The organism is Mycobacterium sp. 050134 (assembly GCF_036409085.1).
Taxonomy (GTDB): domain Bacteria; phylum Actinomycetota; class Actinomycetes; order Mycobacteriales; family Mycobacteriaceae; genus Mycobacterium.
On the sequence record NZ_JAZGLV010000022.1, the window covers coordinates 1 to 22,848 of the forward strand.

At 69.0% G+C, this 22,848-nt stretch carries 21 protein-coding genes and 4 pseudogenes; 3 read left to right on the forward strand and 22 right to left on the reverse strand.

Features of this window, described 5'->3' with window-relative positions; translation table 11 throughout:
• Window positions 1-169: 169 nt before the first annotated feature.
• Both SKC42_RS22220 and oxlT read right to left on the reverse strand, forming a co-directional pair.
• Window positions 170-802 (reverse strand): ComF family protein, encoded by a 633-nt coding sequence (locus SKC42_RS22220; RefSeq protein ID WP_330966417.1) that lies wholly within the window; start codon window positions 800-802, stop codon window positions 170-172.
• Window positions 803-1,027: 225 nt separating this feature from the next.
• Window positions 1,028-2,347 (reverse strand): oxalate/formate MFS antiporter, encoded by a 1,320-nt coding sequence (gene oxlT / locus SKC42_RS22225; RefSeq protein ID WP_330966418.1) that lies wholly within the window; start codon window positions 2,345-2,347, stop codon window positions 1,028-1,030.
• Between the two features lie 554 nt (window positions 2,348-2,901).
• Between oxlT and SKC42_RS22230 the strand changes: the two genes are divergently transcribed.
• Window positions 2,902-3,075, forward strand: coding sequence for a hypothetical protein (locus SKC42_RS22230; RefSeq protein ID WP_330966419.1), 174 nt, complete (start codon window positions 2,902-2,904; stop codon window positions 3,073-3,075).
• A 9-nt stretch (window positions 3,076-3,084) separates the two neighbouring features.
• Here the strand turns inward: SKC42_RS22230 and SKC42_RS22235 are convergent, their stop codons facing one another.
• From SKC42_RS22235 to SKC42_RS22300, 16 genes and pseudogenes are all read right to left on the reverse strand, one after another.
• Window positions 3,085-3,855, reverse strand: a complete 771-nt coding sequence (locus SKC42_RS22235; protein WP_330966420.1) for an alpha/beta fold hydrolase — start codon at window positions 3,853-3,855, stop codon at window positions 3,085-3,087.
• A complete protein-coding gene (locus tag SKC42_RS22240; RefSeq protein ID WP_330966421.1) occupies window positions 3,852-4,766 on the reverse strand; it encodes an alpha/beta hydrolase in 915 nt (304 codons plus the stop codon). Before SKC42_RS22240 ends, SKC42_RS22235 begins: the two co-directional genes overlap by 4 nt.
• A gap of 2 nt (window positions 4,767-4,768) precedes the next feature.
• Window positions 4,769-4,959, reverse strand: a pseudogene (locus SKC42_RS27830) (hypothetical protein); the annotation flags it as partial.
• Window positions 4,960-4,969: 10 nt separating this feature from the next.
• Window positions 4,970-5,389 (reverse strand): annotated as a pseudogene (locus SKC42_RS27835) (R2-like ligand-binding oxidase); the annotation flags it as partial.
• 9 nt (window positions 5,390-5,398) lie between these two features.
• A pseudogene (locus SKC42_RS27840) lies at window positions 5,399-5,488 on the reverse strand (hypothetical protein); the annotation flags it as partial.
• An 86-nt stretch (window positions 5,489-5,574) separates the two neighbouring features.
• Window positions 5,575-5,790 carry a hypothetical protein gene (locus SKC42_RS22250; protein WP_330966422.1) on the reverse strand — a complete coding sequence of 72 codons (216 nt, stop codon included), beginning with the start codon at window positions 5,788-5,790 and terminating at the stop codon, window positions 5,575-5,577.
• Between the two features lie 82 nt (window positions 5,791-5,872).
• A complete protein-coding gene (gene lpqB / locus SKC42_RS22255; RefSeq protein WP_442932226.1) occupies window positions 5,873-7,627 on the reverse strand; it encodes an MtrAB system accessory lipoprotein LpqB in 1,755 nt (584 codons plus the stop codon).
• Between the two features lies 1 nt (window position 7,628).
• Window positions 7,629-9,314 (reverse strand): MtrAB system histidine kinase MtrB, encoded by a 1,686-nt coding sequence (gene mtrB / locus SKC42_RS22260; protein WP_330966423.1) that lies wholly within the window; start codon window positions 9,312-9,314, stop codon window positions 7,629-7,631.
• A 63-nt stretch (window positions 9,315-9,377) separates the two neighbouring features.
• On the reverse strand, window positions 9,378-10,064 hold the full coding sequence (gene mtrA, locus SKC42_RS22265; protein WP_330966424.1) for a two-component system response regulator MtrA: 687 nt from the start codon (window positions 10,062-10,064) through the stop codon (window positions 9,378-9,380).
• Window positions 10,065-10,133: 69 nt separating this feature from the next.
• A complete protein-coding gene (locus tag SKC42_RS22270; RefSeq protein WP_330966425.1) occupies window positions 10,134-10,778 on the reverse strand; it encodes a dTMP kinase in 645 nt (214 codons plus the stop codon).
• A 91-nt stretch (window positions 10,779-10,869) separates the two neighbouring features.
• Entirely contained in the window at window positions 10,870-12,342 is a 1,473-nt protein-coding gene (gene ahcY / locus SKC42_RS22275) for an adenosylhomocysteinase (protein ID WP_330966426.1), read from the reverse strand.
• Window positions 12,343-12,448: 106 nt separating this feature from the next.
• Entirely contained in the window at window positions 12,449-13,054 is a 606-nt protein-coding gene (gene alkX / locus SKC42_RS22280) for a TetR family transcriptional regulator AlkX (protein WP_330966427.1), read from the reverse strand.
• 58 nt (window positions 13,055-13,112) lie between these two features.
• Window positions 13,113-13,295: a rubredoxin gene (locus SKC42_RS22285; protein WP_330966428.1), complete on the reverse strand. Its 183-nt coding sequence runs from the start codon at window positions 13,293-13,295 to the stop codon at window positions 13,113-13,115.
• 221 nt (window positions 13,296-13,516) lie between these two features.
• Window positions 13,517-13,669, reverse strand: a pseudogene (locus SKC42_RS22290) (rubredoxin); the annotation flags it as partial.
• Entirely contained in the window at window positions 13,666-14,907 is a 1,242-nt protein-coding gene (locus SKC42_RS22295) for an alkane 1-monooxygenase (protein WP_330966429.1), read from the reverse strand. The pseudogene SKC42_RS22290 and the gene SKC42_RS22295, both read right to left, overlap by 4 nt.
• A 99-nt stretch (window positions 14,908-15,006) precedes the next feature.
• A complete protein-coding gene (locus SKC42_RS22300; protein ID WP_330966430.1) occupies window positions 15,007-16,506 on the reverse strand; it encodes an APC family permease in 1,500 nt (499 codons plus the stop codon).
• A 91-nt stretch (window positions 16,507-16,597) separates the two neighbouring features.
• Here SKC42_RS22300 and SKC42_RS22305 point away from each other — a divergent pair, with 91 nt between their 5' ends.
• Window positions 16,598-17,968 (forward strand): FAD-dependent oxidoreductase, encoded by a 1,371-nt coding sequence (locus tag SKC42_RS22305; protein WP_330966465.1) that lies wholly within the window; start codon window positions 16,598-16,600, stop codon window positions 17,966-17,968.
• On the opposite strand, the gene manA is transcribed toward SKC42_RS22305, so the two are convergent.
• The 4 genes from manA to SKC42_RS22325 all read right to left on the reverse strand — a co-directional run bounded on the left by manA (window position 17,969) and on the right by SKC42_RS22325 (window position 22,229).
• A complete protein-coding gene (gene manA / locus SKC42_RS22310) occupies window positions 17,969-19,195 on the reverse strand; it encodes a mannose-6-phosphate isomerase, class I (RefSeq protein ID WP_330966431.1) in 1,227 nt (408 codons plus the stop codon). It lies immediately after the preceding gene.
• A 9-nt stretch (window positions 19,196-19,204) separates the two neighbouring features.
• Window positions 19,205-20,296: a TobH protein gene (locus tag SKC42_RS22315; RefSeq protein ID WP_330966432.1), complete on the reverse strand. Its 1,092-nt coding sequence runs from the start codon at window positions 20,294-20,296 to the stop codon at window positions 19,205-19,207.
• Window positions 20,293-21,690, reverse strand: a complete 1,398-nt coding sequence (locus SKC42_RS22320) for a phosphomannomutase/phosphoglucomutase (RefSeq protein WP_330966433.1) — start codon at window positions 21,688-21,690, stop codon at window positions 20,293-20,295. Before SKC42_RS22320 ends, SKC42_RS22315 begins: the two co-directional genes overlap by 4 nt.
• A 77-nt stretch (window positions 21,691-21,767) precedes the next feature.
• Window positions 21,768-22,229 (reverse strand): DUF3499 domain-containing protein, encoded by a 462-nt coding sequence (locus SKC42_RS22325; RefSeq protein WP_330966434.1) that lies wholly within the window; start codon window positions 22,227-22,229, stop codon window positions 21,768-21,770.
• Window positions 22,230-22,404: 175 nt separating this feature from the next.
• Here SKC42_RS22325 and SKC42_RS22330 point away from each other — a divergent pair, with 175 nt between their 5' ends.
• Complete coding sequence (locus SKC42_RS22330; RefSeq protein ID WP_330966435.1) at window positions 22,405-22,827, forward strand: metallopeptidase family protein; 423 nt, start codon at window positions 22,405-22,407, stop codon at window positions 22,825-22,827.
• Window positions 22,828-22,848: the final 21 nt, after the last annotated feature.

The following is a 22,848-nucleotide window of genomic DNA, read 5'->3' on the forward strand; positions in this document are numbered from 1 at the left end:
CTACCCGCTACGACAAACTCGCCATCGTCTACCGCGGCGCAGCCGTTCTCAACGCCATCGTCGCCTGGACCCGACGTTTGTCAGACATGCCCTAGCCCGCGAACGTCGAGTTGTCGTACCGATCAGGTCATTTTTTCGACAAGAAGCCGACTCTGGCGGCCCCGCCCGGTCATGCCGACGCGACCGCCAGGACGGCGCCGACCCCGACCCCCGCGGCGCGCAGGACCCGGACCGACTCGCGGGCCGTGGCCCCCGTGGTGACGACGTCGTCGACCACCACCACTTCGCCGTCCGGCCGGGGACCACGCAGCACCACACGGCCGGCGATGTTGCGCTCGCGGGCGGCGGTCCCCAGACCCACCGAGTCGCGGGCCAGCGCCCGCATCCGCAAGGCCTGCACGACGACGATGTCCGGATGTCGTTCCACCGCGGCGCGCGCCAGCCGGGTGACGGGGTCGCCGCCGCGCCGGCGCGCGGCCGATCGGCGTGTCGGCGCGGGAACGACGGTCAGCGGGGCGTCGACGAGGCCCCAGGTCAGCAGCCGGTGCATCCCGACGGCCAGCGCGTGCGCGAGCGGCCCGAGCAGGTCGCCGCGACCACGCTCCTTCATCGCCAGGATCGCCGCGCGCCGCGCGCCGGCGTAGCGGCCCAGCGCAAACACCGGCACGCCGGGATCGACGCGGGGGTCGACCACGTGCGGGGCGTCGGCGGCCACCGACAATTCCCGGGCACACGCTTGGCACCAGCGGGTGGCCGGTGCCCCGCAGCCGCCGCATTCGAGGGGCAGGATGAGGTCGAGCACAGGCCCAGTGTGGCGGCCGGGACCGACAGCGCCGCGGGGTGAACCCCGGACGACGGCCGGTCGTCTGCCCATGGTGCCTACCCGTCCGATCCGCTTGGGCATCGGCTTCGATTGGCAGGCCCCGGTCGACCGGCTCGTCGCGGGTTTCCTCGTTGCGAAGGCTAGGACTTGCGGGACTTCTCCGAGGCGCGGGGCCAGCGTCCGACGGGGGCCGCGAATTCGGATCTACGCGGCCGACGCCATCGTCTCGACCGGTTTCGCACCGGGTGCGGCGGCGACGAAACGCGCCCGCGTGGGCTTCAACACGAACACGGCCAGCGCCGCGGTCAGCAGATCGAACGCAATGGCGCACCCGAACACTGGGATCCAGCTGCCCGCCCGCTGATGCAGCAGCGCGGCGAGCGGACCGCCGAAGATCGACCCGATCCCGAACGAGATGTACAGCCAACCGTAGTTCGCTGTGGCGTAACGGGTCCCGAAGGTATCGGTCAACGTGGAGGGAAACAGGGAGAAGATCTCGCCCCAGCCGAAGAACACCAGGCCGGACAAGAGGACGAACAGCGCGGCGTCGGCGCGGGTCAGCAACCAGAGCGTCATCGCTATGCCCTCCAGCGCGAAGGCGAAACCCATGGTGTTCTCCCGGCCCAATCGATCCGATACCCAACCGAACAAGGGTCGCGTCAGGCCGTTCGTGAATCGGTCGATCGTCAGCGCCAGCGGCACGGCCGCGAGGCCGAACACCAACACCTTGCTTACGCCGAAGTCCGCCGCGAACGTCGCCATCTGGGAGGTGACCATGAGGCCCGAGGTGGCCATCATCGTCATCATCAGGAACATCAGCCAGAACACGGGCCGCTTGAGCATCTCGGACGGCCGATAATCTCGCCGGGTGCCGTGCGCGCGGGCGCCGGGAACGCTCCGCGCGAAATCCGGCGGCGGCATCCGTAGCCCCTGCGCGGCCGCGAATCCGACGGCGCCGAAGACCAACCCGAACAGCCACAGCGTCGACTCCACCCCGCGGGCGGCAAGCGACGAAGCAATCGGAAAGGTCGTCAGGATTGCGCCCATGCCGTACCCGGCCGCCACCACGCCGGCGGCGAAACCCCGCCGGTCGGGAAACCACTGGACCATGAGGCCGACGACGCCGACGTAGACGATCCCCGTGCCGACGCCGCCGACGCCGCCATAGGTGAGGTACAGCGCCGGCACGCTGTGCGCGTGGGCGGCCAGCGCCCAGCTCGCGCCCGCCAGCAGCGTGCCAAACGAGATCAACCGGCGCGGCCCGAAGCGGTCGATCAGCGCACCCTGGAAGGGCGACAAGAAGGCCTGCAACACGACGAGGATCGAGAAGGTGACCTGCAATTCCGGCAGGGCGATGCCCAGCTTGGCGGCGAGCGGCTTGGTCATCAGCGTCCACACGTACTGCGGACTCGATATCGTCATCATGCACACCAGACCGAGCCCGAGCTGAAGCCAGCGGCTGCGCGCGATGGCCGGCGCGATCGCCGCGGCCGCGCCGTCCAATGTGTCCGTGTGAGCAGTCACTATGGTCCTCCGTTTCGATTTGACCCTGGGCGACCGCTCCGTCTGGGGTCCCGCGGTCCGCACCGACCCGTCCGGTGGTGACACCGCAAGATCCAACCGGCGAGCGTACGGATGCGACTGATCCAGCCGTCTTTTCGGTTGATGGAATTCGATGCGATGCCAATGTGCGTCGCCAACAGTAAATTTCGCGTGTTACCCGGAGATTAACCTCGGTGGCGGGCGTGTCACCATCCACTCACAGGTAATGTGTAATCGCCATGTAATGCCAACTGCACCAATGTCTTTCACTCTCTCCGCGGACGGTGTGGGCGCGATGATAGATTGCGTGGATTACGCGTAGACAACGCCCGATGTCACCGCCTGCGCATTACCGGCGTTAACCTATCCGGCGTTATTTCCCGGCGCTCCGATGGATATCGAAAAGGCTGTTTGTCCGCCCGCGCGGCCTCCGCAAAGCGACGGCATGGCGGTTCCGCACGCACAGCTACACCGGTGGCCCGGCGCTGGCCGGCGACACCTTGCACTACGAGTGGCCGCACGGGCTGGGTGAGGTGGTGACCGCCGTCGCTCGGGCCGAAATGTCCGTCGAAAGGCTCACCGAGACAGACGAATTGCCGTGGCAGCGGCGGCCGCAAATGGGGCGAACCGACGGCGGTTGGTGGGTGATGCCGGCGAGTGAGCCCCGGTTCCCGATCATCTACGCGCTCAAAGCCACCAAACGCTCGTGATTCACCGGCTCAATGGTGTGCGAGGAACGCCGTGATCGCGGCCACGACTTGCGCGCTGCTCTCCAGTTGCAGCCCGTGACCGCCATCCATCGGCCGCAGGGTCGCGCCGGCAATCCGTTGCGCGGCCCGCTCGGAATGTGACGGGGCGACGAAGTTGTCGTCGCCGCCCGCGATGAGCAGGGTCGGGGCGGTTATCGACTCGAGGTCCTTCTCCACGTCGATCGTGTAGGCGAGGACGATCTGTTCGCGCGTGCCGGGGGCCAGGTTCGATCCGAGCCGCGCGGCGAGGCCGGTCAGCGCGTCGCCGGGGAGGGTCGACAAGGTTGTCTCAGTCAGGCCGAAGATGAGCAGCAGCCGGCCGATGGTGGTGGCGTCCAGGCCCAAGACCGCTTCGAAGACCTGCTCGCGGATCCGCAGGCTCGCGCGCGCCTTGGCGTACCCGCACACCGACACCAGATGGGTGACGCGGTCGGGGTACGTCGCCGCGACCTTCATCGCGATCGGGCCGCCCAGCGATGCGCCGGCAACGGCGAAGCGGGGCAAGCCGGCGCGCGCCGTGACCGCGACGATCTGCTCGGCCACAGCATCGGCCGCAAGCGGTCCAGCGGGCAACGGACTGTCTCCCGAACCGGGTAAATACGGCAGGACGACCGTGTGCGATTTCGCCAGTTCATCCACGCACGAACCCCACGTTCCGGCCGGTGTGCTGCCGGTCCCGTGGATCAACACCAAACCGGGCCCCGAGCCCTTCAACTCAAAAGCAAGTTCCCGCAACGTCATTTCGACGCGCCCAGGTGCAAGACGAAGAAGTCGCGGGCCGCGGCCTTGGCCACTTCGCTGTCCGGACCCGAGTAGACCCCGAAGTGCCCGCAGTCGATGGTCACCAGCTGTTTGGGCTGGGCGGCGCGCTCGTAGGCCGCCAGCGCGAGCGCCGGGTCCGTCAGGCTGTCCCGCAGGGCCACGACCATCAGGACCGGCGTGGGGGCGATGTGCGGCAGATACCAGCCCGGCTCGTAGCCGAAGCAGTTCTCGATGCTCCGCGCGGTGATGCGGTTGGTAAAGGACGAGTCTCTTTCGGCCACCCCGCCTGGACCCATGAAGTATTGGTAGGCGTCGGGATTGGGGAACGTCGACGTCGCCAGGGGATCCTTGTCGACGATCGGCAGGTACGTCGGTTCTTCACCGAGCGCCCTGGCGCGCCGATCGGCCGCGAACAGCGCGTGCACCGAGTCGCGCATGTCGACCCGGGTCAAGTCACCGAACGTACGGCTGCCGCTGACGAACGGTGACTGCCCCACAACGGCCTTCACGCGCCGGTCGATCGCTCCCAGGACGTAGACGTGACCGGCGGACAGGCTGGTACCCCAGGCCCCTACCCGCTCGGCGTACACGTCCGGGCGGTTCTGCACATACGTCACCGCGTGCTGGTAGTCCCTGATCTGCTGGAATGGTTCGCTTTCGTTTCGCGGCGCCCCGGGCGCTGTATCGGACAGACCCCAGTTGCGGTGGTCGTACACCAGCGCGGAAATACCTTCGGCGGCAAGCACTTCGGCATATTCGGTGATGAAGTGCGCCACCTCACCGCCAAGCCCGTGTGCCATGACGACCGCCGCGGCTGGGCTATCCGACGCCGGGAAAAACAGCCCGCGCAGCTTGACCCCCTCGGCGTCGAACTCGACCTGTTCTGCCACGCTCATTCCGTCCTTTCGGTGTGGGCAATCGGTTCCGCGCCGCATTCGGCGATCGCGAGCTGCGCGCAACCGGCCAGGGCGCGGACGTCCTCGTCGGCGAAAGCATCCTCGAGTTGCAGGGCGAGTGGTCGATGTCGATTTTCCCGACGGGCCGCCCCCTGGCGCTCGATATCGTGCCGAACCGCCGAAGGCCCCGCCCCGTTGGCATCATCGGCGGCGACGTTGCGGCGACACGTGAAGGCGCCCCAAGCCATGTGGCGGCGCGCGTCGTCGCCGATGCAGCGGATCAGTTTCTGCATGCCGGGCAGGATCCCGTGGCGAACGCAGATGCTGTTCCAGGCATGGTAGCCGGTCAGCGCCAACATGCCCTCGACGACGTGGTTGTATGTCACCGAAGCGCGAACTTGGTTCGCCGGTGCGGCATCGACCGCCAACACGCCGAGTGAGTCCGGTAGCTGTTCGTTGAAAATGCGGTTATAGCTTGGCGTTTCGTCGACGTAGCCGTGCAGGTCGTCGGTGACGCCGACGGCATCGAGCCACCGGCGGAACCGCTGGGTGTGCTTGGCCTCCTCGTAGGCGAACTGCGTGAGGAACATTTCGTCCCCGAGCCGGCCCTCTGCGCGATTCCAACTTTTCGCATTGCCCCCGGCGAACAACCTGAGCGGCAAGCTGTCCCAATTGAGGCCGGTGGCGGCGAGCGAGCCGTAGCGGGTGCGCGGCATGGGGTTCCTTCCTGAGGGTGCGACCATGCGGTCACGTGGATGGCGGTCGGGAGTCACCCGTTACAAGCCGCCCGCCCCCAATCCGCTCACACGCCGCACCCAGCGCCGCCCCCACCGGCAGAGTCCGGCCCCCTCATCCGGGCCGGCGGCTGGTCACGCTCGGCCGGCACCGCCACCGCTTTGGTGATCAGGGTGGCGCAGACGTCGCCGCGTCCCGACGCGGCGTACCGCGCGGATTCCGAATGGCGTTGCGCCACATGGTCCGGGAAACCGGTTCCGCTCGGGCTTGTCGGGCTGCGCACACCGCTAAAGCTATGCATGCCGGCCGCGACGATCTAGCCGAGCCGCGCGCCGCCCTAGCCGAATTGCGCACGGCGGGCGCTCTCAGCCCGGGAGCACCGGCGCCGCACCGGGCATCGTCAGCCCGGTAACCTCCGCCCACCCCTGGCCCTCGGCCGCCGACGCCGAGTACTGCACCACGCCCTGCGGCGCCGTGACGTAGATGGTCGACGGGTTCGCCGCAACCGTCGACACCGGCAGCTGCACGCCGTGCGAGGGTGCGTCGGAGTTGACCCCGTCGAGGTTGACATACGACACCGGGTGACCGCCGTCGGTCCGGGTCACCACGATGTCGTCACCGGTCCGCCAGGACAACGACACCACGGACGTGCCGAGCCCGAAGCCCAGCCGCCGCGGATAGGTCAGGGCGTACTGCCCGGCCTGGGTCTGTTCGACGCTGGCGAGGATCACCTGGCCGTTGATCACCATTGCGGCGCGGGTGCTGTCACGGGACAGCTGCAGGTCGGTGATCGCACCGGGGAACCGGCTGGCCACCGCCACGGAATCCACCGGGATGCGCGCGGGTTGCCCCGACGCTGGTTCCTGAATGGCGCGCAGGACGTTGTTGCCGTCCACCACCGTCCAGACGGCGTCGTCCAGCGACCAACTCGGCCGCGTCAGGCTGTGCCCGTCGGCCGACTGGATCGCCTCGCCGCCCAGGTCCCCGATCCATAGCGACGCCGCCTGGTCCGGGGCGCCGCGGCGCAGGGTCACGACGGACGCCACCTGCCGTCCGCTTCGGGACAGGGCGGCGCCCGTCTGATCGCCCATCCGGCCGAAGGCCCCCGGCACCGTGGTGATGCGCTGCCCGTCCAGTCCGACCAGTGACCCGTTGACGAGGGCGTGCAGCCCGGCGCCGGCGCCGTCGGCCGCGCCGGGGTCGGTGGCGGCGACATCGGACGTCGTCCACCCGTCGGCGAACCTGTCGTCCAGCGGAGCGCCGTCAGCGTTGATCACGTACGGGCCGCGGATGTCGGCACGTGCCAGCGTCCAAATGATCTGCGCCGCAACCAAAGCCCGGCTGTGCGGGTCGGTGGTGGACAGCTTCTCCAGCTCGACCCGTGCGCCGCCGTACCCGCGCCCGATCCCGTTCTTGCCACCGTCGGCCCGCGTCACCGGCCCGCGCAGCCGTAGCGGCGGGGCGAGCAGGTTGCGCACCGTGTGGGCCATCTCGGGCCGGGGGCCGGCGATCAGCTTGGAGATCAGCTCGGTGGCCAGCTGGTCGTGGTCGGGCACCGCGACGTAGCGCGGGTCGGGAACCACCGTCTTGCCGGTCGGATCGGCGAAGTACAGCGTGTTGCGCTTGTATGTCGCCTGGAACTGTTGCCAGTCCAGGAACACCCCGTTGGGCAGCCGGTCGATGCGCCAGCCTCCGGAGGTCTTGACCAGTTCGATCGGGCCCGGGTCGGGCAACACGCCCTCGGCGGTCTCGAACACGCCCACGTCGGACAGCGAGCCGAGGATGTCCGCACGCATGGTCGCCGAAACCCTTTCGGAGCCACGGGTTTCCACGAACACGACGTGGTCGATGAGCAACGCGCTGCCGGCGTCATCCCAGGAATTGGACGCCGACTGGGTGAGGAACTGCCGCGCCGCCAGGTGGCGGTTCGCCGGATCGGCCGTGGCCTTGAGGAATTCGCGCAGCAACACATCGGGGTCCATGCCGGGGGTTGGCTTGGGCAGGTTCGACGGGGCCGGTCGCTCGACGGTGCCGATCGCTTGCGGGGCGGAAGAATTGGGCACACCCGCGCAGCCGGCCAGCACGACGGCGAGCAACAGCAGGCTCAGCAGTCGCCGCACGCTACCCGCTCCTCTCGGCGTGCTCACGCGGACGCTGCCGTTCCTTGCCGTGTTGCGGCGCGGCCGGGGGCGCCGCCGGCGGCTGCAGAACCGGCTTGAGCGGTAGCGGGCTGGTGGTGACCTTGTGGCCACGGACCAGCGGAAGGGTCAGCCGGAAGCACGCCCCCTGGCCGGGCTCGCCCCACGCCTCCAGCCGCCCCTGGTGCAGGCGGGCGTCCTCGATGCTGATCGCCAAACCCAGCCCGGTGCCGCCCGAGCGCCGCACCCGGGACGGGTCCGACCGCCAGAACCGGCTGAACACCAGCTTCTCCTCGCCAGGCCGCAGCCCCACGCCGTAGTCCCGGACGGTGACTGCGACGGTGTCCTCGTCGGCGCCCATCCGGATGTCCACGGGCTTGTGCTCGGCGTGGTCGATGGCGTTGGCGATCAGGTTGCGCAGGATCCGCTCGACCCGGCGCGCGTCGACCTCGGCGATCACCTCGTGCCCGGGCATGTCGACCTGCAGCTCGATGCCGGCCTCCTCGGCCAGGTGGCCGACGTTGCCGAGCGCGCTCTGCACGGTGGTGCGCAGGTCCACCGCCTCGACGGACAGCTCGGCCACACCGGCGTCATGCCGGGAGATTTCCAGCAGGTCGTTGAGCAGGGTCTCGAAGCGGTCCAGCTCGTTGACCATCAGCTCGGTGGACCGGCGCAGGGTGGGGTCGAGGTCCTCGCTGTGGTCATAGATCAGGTCGGCCGCCATCCGCACCGTGGTCAACGGCGTGCGCAGCTCGTGGCTGACGTCAGAGGTGAAGCGGCGCTGCAGGTTACCGAACTCTTCGAGCTGGGTGATCTGCCGGGACAGGCTCTCGGCCATGTCGTTGAACGACACCGCGAGCCGAGCCATGTCGTCCTCCCCGCGCACCGGCATGCGTTCGGACAGGTGCCCCTCGGCGAACCGCTCGGCGATCCGGGACGCCGAGCGCACCGGCACCACCACCTGGCGCGACACCAGCAACGCGATCCCGGCGAGCAGCACGAGCAGCACGGCGCCGCCGGTGATCATCGTGCCACGCACCAGCGTGATGGTCGCCTGCTCGTTCTTCAGCGGGAAGATCAGGTACAGCTCCAGGTTGGCGACCTGCGCGGATGCCGGCGTGCCGATGATCAGCGCTGGGCCCGAGAACCCGTCGGTGTGCACGGCGGCGTACTGGTAGGCCGCCTGACCCGCCTTGATGAAGCCGCGCAGCGAGTTGGGCACCTGGTCGACGGGCCCGGCCGTGGTCGCGGCGCGCGGCCCGTCGCCCGGCACCATCAGCACCGCGTCGAAAGCGCCCGCCAGCCCCGCCCCCGAGGCCGGGTCGGTCTTGGACGTCAGCGTGTTGCGGGCCAGCTGGAGACTGCTGTCCAGCGAGCGGGTCTCCTCGCCGTTGACGATGCCGCCGACGGTGGTGCGCGCCCGCTCGATCTGCTCGATTGCGGCCTTGACCTTGACGTCCAGCACGCGGTTGGTGACCTGGCTGGTCAGCACGAAGCCGAGCGCGAGGATCACCGCGAGCGACAGCCCGAGGGTGAGTGCGACGACTCGCAGCTGCAACGAGCGCCGCCAGGCCGTGCCCACGACGCGACTCACCGCACCCATGCCGCGAGTCATGGGACCCGAGCGCCCCCAGCGACTCCTAGTACGTTGCCGCGAGCCCCAGATCAATGCCGCCCCACCTCAGCATCGCTGCGCGCTGCATCGTTGCCGGCGGTCACCTACACCGTCCGGTCACGGGGGTCCGGCCTTGTATCCCACTCCTCGAACGGTCAACACCACTGTCGGGTTCTCCGGGTCCTTCTCGACCTTGGCCCGCAGGCGCTGGACATGCACGTTCACCAAACGGGTGTCGGCGGGGTGACGGTATCCCCACACCTGTTCGAGCAGCACATCACGAGTAAACACCTGCCGCGGTTTGCGCGCCAACGCGACGAGGAGGTCGAACTCCAGCGGCGTCAGCGAGATCTGCTCCCCGTTGCGGGTGACTTTGTGCGCCGGCACGTCGATCTCCACGTCGGCGATCGACAGCATCTCGGCGGGCTCGTCGTCGTTGCGCCGCAGCCGGGCCCGGACCCGGGCGACCAGCTCCTTCGGCTTGAACGGCTTCATGATGTAGTCGTCGGCGCCGGACTCCAGGCCGAGCACCACGTCCACGGTGTCGGTCTTGGCCGTCAGCATGACGATCGGAACGCCGGAGTCGGAGCGCAGCACGCGGCAGACGTCGATGCCGTTCATGCCGGGCAGCATCAGGTCCAGCAGCACCAAGTCGGGGCGCAGCTCGCGCACCGCGGTCAGGGCCTGGGTGCCGTCCCCGATGACTGCGGTGTCGAAACCCTCCCCACGCAGCACGATGGTGAGCATCTCGGCCAGCGAAGCGTCGTCATCGACGACCAGAATCCTTTGCCTCATGGCGTCCATGGTGTCACCAGATCGGGATAAAACTCCGACACCACACGGGCGTTTCTTGCCACAAGGGCCGAATCTGGGTCAAAATGCCCCCTTCGGGGCCGTCAAGGTGGCCGCCAGCCGGGCCGGGTCGACGTCCGCGTCGGCCACCAGCCACCGTCCGCCCCAGCCCTCGGCGGCCAGCCCGGCATACACCGCGCCGGTCCGCCGCTGCAGCCCGTCGTCGCGTTCGTAGCTGTCGCGGGCCCGGTCGGGCTCGGTCTCGGCGCGATGGCGGGCCCGTTGGCCGGCCAGCTCGGCCGGCACCGCCAGCAGCACCTGGAAGTCGGGCCGCGGCAGCCCGAGCCGCTCGAACTCGAGGTGGCCGATCCAGTCGACGGCCGGCCCGGCCGCGTCCTCGTGCAGACGTGCGGCACTGTATGCCGCGTTGGAGGCGACGTAGCGATCCAGGATCACGACGTCGTGGGTGCGGCTCAATTCCTCGATCTCCCCGACCGCGGCGGCGCGGTCGAGCGCGAAGAGCAGCGCCATCGCATACACCGACGACGCGAGGTCGCCGTGCGCACCGTGCAGGGCCTCGGCGGCGACGTCGGCCGTCACCGAGCGCCCGTAGCGCGGGAAGGCCAGCGTGGCCACCGACTTCCCGGCCCCGTCAAACGCCGAGCGCAGGCCTTCGGACAGCGTCCGCTTGCCCGCTCCGTCGACCCCTTCGATCGCGATCAGCACGGCGCGAAGCCTAGCCCGTCGTCGAGCGCCCGGCTGGCCGGGCGCTCGGTGCCGAGCGCCCGGCTGGCCGGGCGTTCGGCACAAACCCAACTCAGTAGCGGTAGTGGTCGGCCTTGAAAGGGCCGTCGACGTCGACGCCGATGTACTCGGCCTGCTCCTTGGTGAGCTTGGTCAGCTTGCCGCCGAGCGCCTCCACGTGGATGCGGGCCACCTTCTCGTCGAGGTGCTTGGGCAGCCGGTACACCTCGTTGTCGTACTCGTCGTTCTTGGTCCACAGCTCGATCTGGGCGATCACCTGGTTGGAGAAGCTGTTGCTCATCACGAACGACGGGTGGCCGGTGGCGTTGCCCAGGTTCAGCAGCCGGCCCTCCGACAGCAGGATGATCGACTTGCCGCTGTCTTTGAACGTCCACACGTCGACCTGCGGCCGGATGTTCGTCTTGGTGGCACCGGAGCGCTCCAGCGCGGCGACCTGGATCTCATTGTCGAAGTGCCCGATGTTGCCCAGGACGGCGTAGTCCTTCATCGCCTTCATGTGCTCGAGCGTGATGATGTCCTTGTTGCCGGTGGCGGTGATGACGATGTCCGCCTCGCCGATCGCGTCCTCGACGGTCTCGACGTCGAACCCCTCCATCAGGGCCTGCAGCGCGTTAATCGGGTCGATCTCGGTCACGACGACGCGCGCACCCTGGCCCTTCACCGACTCGGCGCAGCCCTTACCCACGTCGCCGTAGCCGCAGACCAGCACCTTCTTGCCGCCGATCAGCACGTCGGTGCCGCGGTTGATGCCGTCGATGAGCGAGTGGCGGCAGCCGTACTTGTTGTCGAACTTAGACTTGGTGACCGAGTCGTTGACGTTGATGGCCGGGAAGGCCAGGTCACCGGCCGCGGCGAACTGGTAGAGCCGCAGCACGCCGGTGGTGGTCTCCTCAGTGACGCCCTTGACCGATTCCGCGATCTTGGTCCACTTGTCCTTGTCGGTCTCGAAGCGCTTGCGCAGCAGCTCCAGGAAGACCTTCCACTCCGTGGGGTCTTCGTCCTCGGCCGGGGGCACGACGCCGGCCTTCTCGTACTGCGCGCCGCGCAACACCAGCATGGTCGCGTCGCCACCGTCGTCGAGGATCATGTTCGCCGGCTCGTCCGGCCACGTGAGCATCTGCTCGGCGGCCCACCAGTACTCCTCCAGCGTCTCGCCCTTCCAGGCGAACACCGGGACTCCCTTGGGCTCCTCGGGGGTGCCGTGCGGGCCGACGACCACCGCGGCGGCGGCGTGGTCCTGGGTGGAGAAGATGTTGCAGGACGCCCAACGGACCTGGGCGCCCAGCGAGACGAGGGTCTCGATGAGCACCGCGGTCTGCACCGTCATGTGCAGCGAGCCGGAGATCCGGGCGCCCTTCAGGGGCTGCACCTCGGCGTATTCGCGGCGCAGGGACATCAGGCCCGGCATCTCCTGCTCGGAGAGCTCGATGTCCCGGCGACCGTAGTCCGCCAGCGACAGGTCGGCGACCTTGAAGTCGATGCCGTTGCGGACGTCGGGTGTCAGCGATTGTTCGGTCGTCGTCATGCGTGTTTCATCCTTTTCAGGGCTCACCGGATCGTGCGGTACTTAGCTTAGGTATGTTCTGCGCCACTGTAGTCGCCGGTCCGCGCGCCCCGGGCGTCGGGAACGCTCAGGAGACGTCGGCGACGCCATGTCGCTCGGCGAACGGCGTCATCAATCGTGCCAGATCCGCCGCGACGTCATGATCGGCCTCCGGTGGCATCGACACGTAGCTCAGGCACAACCGCACGATGGCGCGCGCGAGCACACCGGCGTCTTCGTCGCTGGTGGCCACCCACGTCTGGGTCAACGCCGACGAGAGCCTGACCGAGGCACGCGTGATGAGCGGTCCGCTGTCGGTGGTGATGAGCTGCAGCAGGTCCGGCTTGGCCACCCCGGTCAGCAGCGAGATGACCAGCGGGTCGGCCGCCGATTCTGCGAAGAAGTCGCGAAAACCCTGCAGGAACGCCTGGTAGATGTCCCCCACGTTCGCGTCCAGGGCGGCATGTACGGTGTCGACCAGGCGATCGGCCAGGCGCAGGGCGTACCCCTGCGCCAGGCCCTGCCGCGAGCCGAACTCGTTGTAGATGGTCTGCCGGCTGACGCCCGCGACACGCGCGACGTCCGACAGCGTGATGGCCGACCAGTCGCGGCTGCCCAGTAGCTCCCGCATCGCGTCCAGCACGGAGTCGCGGAGCAGGGCCCGCGACGCCTCGGCGTACGGCATCCGCTTCATAGGCGCGACGATAGCGTTTCTCGGCGTGCGGGCGTTGCTCACCGCGGCGCGGCCGCGATCACGGCCGCGCCACCTCCACCATCTCGAAGTCGGACTTCGCCGCACCGCAGTCCGGGCAGCTCCAATCGTCGGGGATGTCGTCCCAGCGGGTGCCGGGCGCGATGCCGTCCTCGGGCCAGCCCTTGGCCTCGTCGTACTCGAAGCCGCACTGAACACACACGAAGAGCCGGTAGTCGCTCATTGATTCATTCCTATCCAATGGTCCGGCTTCTCCTCATCGCTTCGCTCTGCATCGTCGCCGGACGTCCAATGGTCCGGCTTCTCCCTCATCGCTTCGCTCTGCATCGTCGCCGGACGTCCAATGGTCCGGCTTCTCCTCATCGCTTCGCTCTGCATCGTCGCCGGACGTCCAATGGTCCGGATATCACCCGCTTGCGCGGCCGAACCATCGCGGGACGTCTCCTGGAAGTCGACCTTTTCACGCACCGCGCAATCGGGGCAGCACCAATCGTCGGGGATGTCCGCGAAGGCCGTACCCGGGGGAAAGCCTTCCCGGGGGGCGCCTCGCGATTCGTCGTAGGTGTAGTCGCAGCCGGGGCAGCGGTAGGCGGTCATGCCGGCACCCCGTACTTGGCCAGTATCTTGCCGCGCAGCCGGGGCTGCACGTTGACCTTGGTGATGTCGCCGTCGTAGTGCTCGAGCACCCGGTGATCCATCACCCTGCGCCACAGCGGCGGGAAGTAGGTCAGCGAGATCATCGACGCGTACCCGCTCGGCAGGTTCGGCGCGCCTTCCATGCTGCGCAGCGTCTGGTAGCGGCGGGTGGGGTTGGCGTGGTGGTCGCTGTGCCGCTGCAGGTGGTAGAGGAACAGGTTGGTGACCAGATGGTCGGAGTTCCAGCTGTGCACCGGAGCGCAACGCTCGTAGCGCGCTTTCCCGGAAGGCGAGTCGAGCTTCTGCCGCAGCAGCCCGTAGTGCTCGAGGTAGTTGACGGCCTCCAGGAGGGAGAAGCCGAAGACCGCCTGGACGACGACGAATGGGATCAGGCCGGGGCCGAAGACCGCGATCAGCACGCCCCACAGGACGACCGACATCGCCCACGCGTTAAGCACGTCGTTGGACAGGTAGGTGGTCGGGTTCCATGGGCTCTTGCCCAGCCTGCGCACCCGCTGCGCCTCGAGCCGCAGCGCGCTGCGTAGGCTGCCGAACACGCTGCGCGGCAGGAATTCCCAGAAGGTCTCCCCGAAGCGGGCCGAAGCCGGGTCTTCCGGCGTGGACACCCGCACGTGGTGGCCGCGGTTGTGCTCGATGTAGAAGTGCCCGTAGCAGGTCTGCGCGAGCGTGATCTTGGACAGCCACCGCTCCAGCGAGTCCTTCTTGTGGCCCATCTCGTGCGCGGTGTTGATGCCGACTCCGCCGAGAACGCCGACCGATAGCGCCAACCCGAGCTTGCCCACCCAGCTCAGCCCGCCGTCGAACCCGAGCCAGCCCAGATGGGCGGCGGTGAACAGGTAGGCCCCAAGCACGACGCTCAGGTACTGGAACGGGATGTAGACGTAGGTGCAGTACCGGTAGTACTTGTCGTTTTCCAGCCGCTCCATCACCTCGTCGGGCGGGTTCTGCCCGTCGGGGCCGAAACGCAGGTCCAGGATCGGCAACAGGACGTAGACCAGGATTGGTCCGATCCATAGGGGCGCCTGCGCCGCCGCGTGCCAGCCGAGACGGTTGAGCCCCCAGATCACCGGCAGCATCACGAACAACGCCGTCGGGGCGATGAGCCCCATGAGCCACAGATGCCGTTTCTTGTCTCGCCAGACCGGCGCCTCGGTCGGCTGGGGCTTCAATGTGGTCATATGCCAAACCTCCTTGTGAGTCACACCACGTTGGTGGTTGGACATTACTGCCGTTTGCGTCTCGTGTCTAGACACGGCAGGTCATTTTGTAAAGACGCGTTACGGCGCCGGTTCGGCGGGGCTGGCGGAAATCAGGCCCGCCTCCCGGCGGCCCTGCACCGAGTGCCGGTAGCCGTAGCCGACGTAGATCGCGGTGCCGATCACCAGCCAGATGGCGAATCGGACCCAGGTCAGCGCGGTCAGGTTCACCATCAGCCACAGGCACGCGCAGATCGAGGCGATGGGGAGCACCGGCACCCAGGGGGCCCGGAAACCGCGCTCCAGGTCCGGGCGGGTGCGGCGCAGAACCATGACTCCGGCCGAGACCAGGATGAAGGCGAACAGCGTCCCGACGTTCACCATCTCCTCGAGCTTGTCGATCGGAAACACCGATGCCGTGGCCCCCACCAGCACCGCGACGAGCACGGTGATGCGCACGGGAGTGCCGCGCGAACCGGTCTTGGCCAGCCGTCGCGGCAGCAGGCCGTCGCGCGCCATCGCGAACAGAATGCGGCACTGCCCCAGCATCAACACCATCACCACCGTCGTCAGCCCGGCCAGCGCGCCGACCGAGATGATCTCGCTGGCCCACCCGATCCCGTTGTCCCGGAACGCGGTCGCCAGGTTCGCGTGGCCGCGCCCTGGCTCCGTCTTGAGCTTCGTGTAGGACACCATCCCGGACAGCACCACCGAGACCGCCACGTAGAGCACGGTCACGACGGTCAGCGACAGCAGAATCCCGCGCGGGACGTCACGCTGCGGGCGCTTGGTCTCCTCGGCCATGGTGGCGACGATGTCGAAGCCGATGAACGCGAAGAAGACGATCGACGCCCCCGCCAGCACGCCGTACCAGCCGTAGTGGCTGCTGTGCGCACCGGTCAACAGCGACAGGACTGACTGATTGATGCCCGATGCCTCGTTCCCGGCCTCGGGTGGCGGGATGAATGGAGAGTAATTGGAGCCCTTGATGTAGAACGCGCCGACGATGACGACGAGCAACACCACCGACACCTTGATGCCGGTGACCACGGCCGAGAACCTCGACGACAGCTTGGTGCCCTGGGCGATCAGCGTCGCCACCGCCGCGACGATCAGCAGAGCGCCCCAGTCCAACTGGGCGGACCCGAACCTCAGCGTGCCGCCGGCGAACCCGAACACCGAGCCGAGGTAACTCGACCAGCCCTTGGCGACGACGGCGGCGCCGATGACCAATTCCAGCAGCAGGTTCCAGCCGATGATCCAGGCGAGGAACTCGCCGAAGGTTGCATAGGAGAAGGTGTAGGCGCTGCCGGCCACCGGGAGCGTCGAGGCGAACTCGGCGTAACACAACGCCGCCAGCGCGCAGGTCACAGCGGCGATCACGAAGGAGATCCAGATGGCCGGGCCGGTGATGTCGCCGGCCGTCGACGCGGTGACGGTGAAGATACCGGCACCGATCACCACCGAAACCCCGAACACGACGAGGTCGCGCCAGGTCAGCTCCTTGCGGAGGCGGGTGTCGGGCTCGTCGGTATCGGCGATCGACTGCTCGACCGACTTTGTGCGCCATCGATTGGCCATGCGGCCCACCACCTTAATCCGTAGCAGACCGCACCGTACTGGGTACTCTGCGGAGATGCCGTCCAGCAAAGAGAACACGAGGGACCACGCCGTGGTCATCGGGGGGAGCATCGCCGGGCTGTGCGCTGCTCGGGTCTTGTCGGACACTTTCTCCCGGGTGACGATCTACGAACGCGACCAGTTGCCGGCCACCCCGACGAACCGGGCCGCGGTGCCCCAGGACCAACACTTGCACATGCTGATGGCCCGCGGAGCAGCAGAGTTCGACGGCCTGTTCCCCGGTCTGCTGAAGGACATGGTGGCCGCGGGCGTGCCGATGCTGGAGAACCGGCCGGACTGCATTTACCTGGGCGCCGCCGGCCACGTCCTCGGCACTGGGCACACGCTGCGCGACGAGTTCACCGCCTACGTGCCCAGTCGGCCGTATCTGGAATGGCAGCTACGCACGCGGGTGCAACAGATCGACAACGTCGACATCGTGCGGCGACCCGTCTCCGAGCCGCGTTACGACGCCGCGCGCCGGCGGGTGACCGGGGTTTTGTTGGACCCGCCGGAGGGCGGCGGGCCGGAGTTCGTGCCGGCCGACCTCGTCGTGGACGCGGCGGGCCGGGGCACCCGGCTGCCGGTCTGGCTGGAGCAGTGGGGGTTCGAGCGGCCCGCCGAGGAGACCATCGACATCGGCATCCACTACGCCACCCACCGGTTCCGCATGCCCGAGGGCTTGATCGCGGAGAAAGTGGTGGTCGCCGGGGCCTCCCACGACCAGTCCCTCGGCTTGGGCATGCTGTTCTACGAGGATGGCACCTGGGTGCTGACGACGTTCGGGGTGGCGAACGCCAAGCCGCCCAGGACGTTTCCCGAGATGCTGGCGCTGGCCGGGGAGCTGCTGCCCGACCACTTCACGGCCGCGCTGGCGCGAGCCGAAGCCATCGGCAAGCCGGCGTATCACGCGTTCCCGGCCAGCAGGTGGCGCCGCTACCACAAGCTGAGGCAATTCCCCGCGGGCATCGTCCCCTTCGGCGACGCCGTCGCCAGCTTCAACCCCACCTTCGGGCAGGGCATGACGATGACCTCGCTGCAGGCCGGCCACCTGAAGTGGGCGCTGCGGTTCCCGGACGACCAGCTGGCCGCGGCGCTGAACGGCGCGACCGCCAGGACCACCTACCCGGTGTGGATGATGAACGGCATCGCCGACGTCAACTTCCACCACGCCGGCACCAAGGCGCCCGTGCCGTGGTGGTGGCGGCCGTCGGCCACGCTGTTCGACCAGTTCCTCGGGGCGGCCGAGACGGAACCCGTCCTGGCCGAATGGTTTCTGCGCCGGTTCTCGCTGCTCGACAGCCTCTACATGGTCCCGCCGCCGGGAATCGTCGGCCGCGCCATGGGCCACAACATGCGCGCGTGGCTGCGCGAGCGCCGGGAGGCCACCCGAGACCGGCGGGTCATGGCGGTCGCCGAGTAGCTACAGCCCGACCGTCGCCCTGAACAGCTTGGTGGGCTCGTGCGCGACCAGCCGGATCGGGCCGTCGTCGGCGCCCACCCAGGCGGCCATCCCCCGTTCCAGGGTGAGCGAGCCGGACTTCCCGTGAACCGTCGTGCCACCCTGGGTGCACAGCAGGATCTGCGGGCCCTCGTGGCTGCACGACGCGTCGACCTCGTGGCCGAGGTAGTCGCCGTCGAGCGCGAGCAGCGCGACGGCGAACTCCTCGGCGGGGGTCTCGTAGATCAGGGCGAATCCCTCCCGGCGCACATGCGGCCGCAGTTGCGCCTCGGCGCTCGGGTTGAAGTCGAGCACCCGCAGCAGCTCGGGCACGTCGACGTGCTTGGGCGTCAGCCCGCCGCGTAACACGTTGTCCGAGTTGGCCATCACCTCGACGGCGAACCCGCGCAGGTAGGTGTGCAGGTTGCCGGCCGGCACGAAGATCGCCTCGCCGGGTTCCAGGGTGATGCGGTTGAGCAGCAGGGCGGCCAGCACCCCGGCGTCGCCGGGATACCGCTCGCCCAGTTCGAGCACGGTCTTGGCCTCGGCGGCGAATTCGGTTGCCCCGGAGGTGATGTAGTGGATCGCGCCGTCGAGCACCGCGGACACCAGGACGTCGATGTCGGGCTGCGGCGCGGTGATCCAGGTGGTGAACAGGGCGCGCAGCCCGTCGGCGTCGGACTGGTCGCCGAGCAGCTCGATGAAGGGATCGAGGTCGGAGACAGCCAGCGACCGCAGCAGCTCCGTGGTCCGCGCCGCCTGCCGGAAGCCGGCGAGCGCCTCGAACGGCTGCAGCGCCACCAGCAATTCCGGCTTGTGCGACGTGTCGCGGTAGTTGCGGATCGGCGAGTTCACCGGGATGCCGAGCCGCTCCTCCCGGAGGTAACCCTCGAGCGCCTGCTCGGCACTCGGATGCGCCTGCAACGACAGCGGTTCGTCGGCCGCCAGCACCTTGAGCAGGAACGGCAGCACATCACCGAACCGGGTGCGCGAGCCGGGACCCAGTTGCCCTTCGGGGTCGGCGACCAGCGCCTCCAGCAACGAAATCTCGCCCTCGTCGGTCTCCAGCCAGGCGGGGTCGCCGGGGTGGGCGCCGAACCAGAGTTCAGCCTCCGGGTGCGCCGCCGGCACCGGCCGCCCGGTGAACTCGGCGATCGCGGTGCGCGATCCCCATGCGTACGTCCTCAAGGCCCCGCGAAGCAGTTCCACTGTGAATGTCTATCCCCGCACCAGTCGCATGTAAACAGCGGCCATCTCCACCCGAACGGCCAATATTGCCAGTTGCTGCTCCGCGCTGATAGGGCCCCCCGGCGCCGGTGAGAGCTCGGCTCCGGTCGAGCCCCCCGGCCCGTCGGTCTCGTCCTGCGCGGCGATCAGGTGGGCGTCGTCGAGTCCGGCGACGCGGGCGGCGACCACCGTGCGCTCGTCGGCCAGCGTCAGCACCAGCACGCGCAGCCGCTCCGGCAGCGGGCCGTCGATCTCCTCGTCGTGGAACAGCGCGTCGACCGAAGAACCGGCGGCCGCCCCCCGCAGCGCCATCGCGGCGTCCGCGAGCCCGGAGGCGGCGACCACTTCGTGCGCGATTCGCAGCAACACCGAGCTGCCGTGGCGCGCCAGCGCCAGCGTCGCGGCGCCGTCGCCGGCCAGCGCCACCCGGCGGCCGGTCATCCGCGCCGCCATCGTCTTGGCCGGGTTGGTGAACAGGTCGCGGCCCGCGCTGTTGCTCAGCGCCTCGGCGTCCAGCCCGTCGGCGAGGGAGGGCAGGTCCACGGTCGGCCGCGGGTCGACGGCCTGCAACGTCGCCAGCCCGGCGGCCAGGTAACGGCACAACCCGAATTCGTCGGAAATCCTCAGCCGCGGGGCCAGGACCGCCACGCGGCCGGCCGTGGAATCCCGCAGCGGCCCCTCATAGGGAGCCACGATCACCACGCGGGCACCGCGTCGCACCCCGGTCGCGGCCGCGCTCACCAGGGCCGGGTCACCGGGGTCGTCGCCGGCGACGACCAGCACGTCCAGCGGGCCGATCCAGGGCGGCGCCTCGGCGAGGAGCGCGATGGGCTGCGAGGCCGCGCCACCCGACGTCGCGGCCAGGATGGCCCCGGCCGTCTCGGCGGTGCCCCGCCCGGCCACCCAGATCACGCTGCGGGGGCGGTCGTCGCTCCGCAGCGACTCGAGCGCGCCCTCCTCGACCGCGGCGGCGATCGCGCGCACTTGCGCACCCGCCGACGACGCCGCCCGCAGCAGTCCCTCCCGGTCGGCGGCCAGCAGGCCCTCGGCGTCTTCCAGGTCGATCGACCGCGTGGCGCTCATGGTGCCGCTTCCGCGTGGGCCGTCTGCGCGGCGATCTCGCCGCTGATCTCGGCGACCAGCGCCTCGACGTCCTCGGCGGTGCGGGCCTCGACGTTGAGCCGCAGGAGCGGCTCGGTGTTGGAGCTGCGCAGGTTGAACCAGCTGCCGTCGCCGAGGTCGGCCGTCACCCCGTCGATGTGGTCGATGGAGTGCACCCGGCCACCGAAGGACCTCAGCACCGCGTCCACGCACCCCGGTGCATCCGCCACCGTGAAATTGATCTCGCCTGACGACTCGTAACGCTGGTAGTCGGCGGTCAGCTCGGAAAGCGGCCGCTCCTGCTCGCCGAGGGCGGCCAGAACATGAAGTGCGGCCAGCATCCCGGAGTCGGCGCCCCAGAAGTCGCGGAAGTAGTAGTGCGCCGAATGCTCCCCGCCGAAGATCGCGCCGGTCTCGGCCATCAGCGCCTTGATATAGGAGTGCCCTACCCGGGATCGCAGCGGTGTGCCGCCCCGCTCGGCAACCAGTTCGGGCACCGCACGCGACGTAATCACGTTGTGGATGATCGTGGCGCCGATCTCGCGGCCCAGTTCGCGGGCGGCCACCAGGCTGGTCACCGTCGATGGCGACACGGGCCGGCCTCGTTCGTCGACCACGAAGCACCGGTCGGCGTCGCCGTCGAAGGCCAGGCCGATGTCGGCACCGGTGTCGCGGACGTACTTCTGCAGGTCCACGAGGTTGGCCGGCTCCAGCGGGTTGGCTTCGTGGTTGGGGAAGGAGCCGTCGAGTTCGAAGAACAACGGCAACAGGGTGATCGCGCCGATCGGCCCGAGCACCGCGGGCGCGGTGTGGCCGGCCATCCCATTGCCGGCGTCGACGGCCACCCGCAGCGCGCGCAGACCGGACGTGTCGACCAGCGAACGCAGGAACGCGCCGTAGTCGTCGAGCACATCGCGGTCGGTGACGGTCCCCGGTTCTCCCCGATATTGCTCGACCCCGGCGATCACGTCGTCACTGATGGTGCGCAGGCCGCTCTCGGCGCCGACGGGCTTGGCCCCGGCCCGGCACAGCTTGATCCCGTTGTAGGCCGCCGGGTTGTGGCTCGCGGTGAACATCGCGCCCGGGCAGCCCAGCAACCCCGACGCGAAGTACAGCTCGTCGGTGGACGCCAGCCCGATCCGCACGACGTCGAGGCCCTGTCTTGTCACCCCGGCGGCGAACGCGGCGGCCAGCGTCGGCGAGCTGTCGCGCATGTCGTGGCCGATCACCACCTGCGCGGCGCCCTCGCCGCGCATCAGCTTGGCGAACGCGGCGCCCAGGTCGGTGACGAGCGGCTCGTCGAGCTCTGCGCCGACCAGCCCGCGCACGTCATACGCCTTGACGACACGGTGGACGATCGCGGCGGGCCGAGACATACGTGGGGCCTCCTGACGCCTGGGATCCTTAATCTCTTGGCAGTCAGCCTATCGGCCCGCGGAAAACACGCGGAGCGTCAGTCGGCAGGATCGGGCAGCACGCGCAGATGCCCGCGGCGGCGTCCCGAGCGGTGCTCGGGCGGCGCGAGCACGCCGCCGCTCGGCGCGGCGGCGTGGGCGCCGGTGGCGTGCAGGCGTGGATCGGCGAAGCCTTCGAAACTTTTGAGCGGCGAGCCCGTGCCGCCATGGGCAACGGCCCGTTCGACGGGGGCGCCTTCGCGCACCGCGTCCGCCAGCGCGACGAGGTCGTCCTCGTCGGGATTGCTGGGGATCGGCAGCGGGCCGGCGTGCCGCACCAGATCCCACCCTCGGGGAGCGGTGATCCGGCCGGCGTGGCCGACGCACAGGTCCCACGAATGGGGCTCGCGCGCGGTGGCGAGTGGGCCCACGACCGCCGTCGAGTCCGAGTAGACGAACGTCAAGGTCGCCACGGCGTAGTGCGGACACCCGGGCCGGCAACAGCGACGAGGAACGTTCACGCCGAAAGGCTATCGTGCGCAAACGCCGCCGAAGCGCCGGACACGCGCATCTGTTCGACCGGCGATGTGCAACCGTTACCATCGGCGCGTGGGCGATTCGCGCAGCTCTCCCCGGGGGGATCGATCGGCCTTCGGCCGGCCGGCGGAGTTCAGGTCGTCCCGGAGGCGCCGAGAGATGCGCGGCCCACTGCTTCCGCCGACCGTGCCGGGATGGCGCAGCCGCGCGGAGCGTTTCGACATGGCGGTGCTCGAAGCCTACGAACCCATCGAGCGCGATTGGCGGGACCGGCTGACCGAACTCGACGTGGCGGTGGATGAGATCCCGCGGATCGCGGCGAAGGATCCCAATAGCGTGCAGTGGCCGCCCGAGGTCGTCGCCGACGGGCCGATCGCCCTGGCGCGGCTGATCCCGGCGGGCGTTGATGTCCGAGGGAACTCCACCCGGGCACGAATTGTGTTGTTCCGCAAGCCAATCGAGCGGCGGGCTAAGGACACCGTCGAACTCGGCGACTTGCTGCACGAGATATTGGTGGCGCAGGTGGCCATTTACCTGGACGTCGACCCTTCGGTCATCGACCCAACGATCGACGACGACTGAACGCTCTTCCGCGGGCGCGTG

Excerpts from the sequence above, each read along its gene's own strand:
- SKC42_RS22235 (WP_330966420.1), bottom strand. The coding sequence starts at position 3,855 with ATGACGTTGCGGGAACTTGCTTTTGAGTTGAAGGGCTCGGGGCCCGGT.
- mtrA (WP_330966424.1), bottom strand. The coding sequence starts at position 10,064 with ATGGACGCCATGAGGCAAAGGATTCTGGTCGTCGATGACGACGCTTCG.
- ahcY (WP_330966426.1), bottom strand. The coding sequence starts at position 12,342 with ATGACGACGACCGAACAATCGCTGACACCCGACGTCCGCAACGGCATC.
- alkX (WP_330966427.1), bottom strand. The coding sequence starts at position 13,054 with ATGAAGCGGATGCCGTACGCCGAGGCGTCGCGGGCCCTGCTCCGCGAC.
- SKC42_RS22285 (WP_330966428.1), bottom strand. The coding sequence starts at position 13,295 with ATGAGCGACTACCGGCTCTTCGTGTGTGTTCAGTGCGGCTTCGAGTAC.
- SKC42_RS22295 (WP_330966429.1), bottom strand. The coding sequence starts at position 14,907 with ATGACCACATTGAAGCCCCAGCCGACCGAGGCGCCGGTCTGGCGAGAC.
- SKC42_RS22300 (WP_330966430.1), bottom strand. The coding sequence starts at position 16,506 with ATGGCCAATCGATGGCGCACAAAGTCGGTCGAGCAGTCGATCGCCGAT.
- SKC42_RS22315 (WP_330966432.1), bottom strand. The coding sequence starts at position 20,296 with ATGAGCGCCACGCGGTCGATCGACCTGGAAGACGCCGAGGGCCTGCTG.
- SKC42_RS22320 (WP_330966433.1), bottom strand. The coding sequence starts at position 21,690 with ATGTCTCGGCCCGCCGCGATCGTCCACCGTGTCGTCAAGGCGTATGAC.
- SKC42_RS22330 (WP_330966435.1), top strand. The coding sequence starts at position 22,405 with ATGCGCGGCCCACTGCTTCCGCCGACCGTGCCGGGATGGCGCAGCCGC.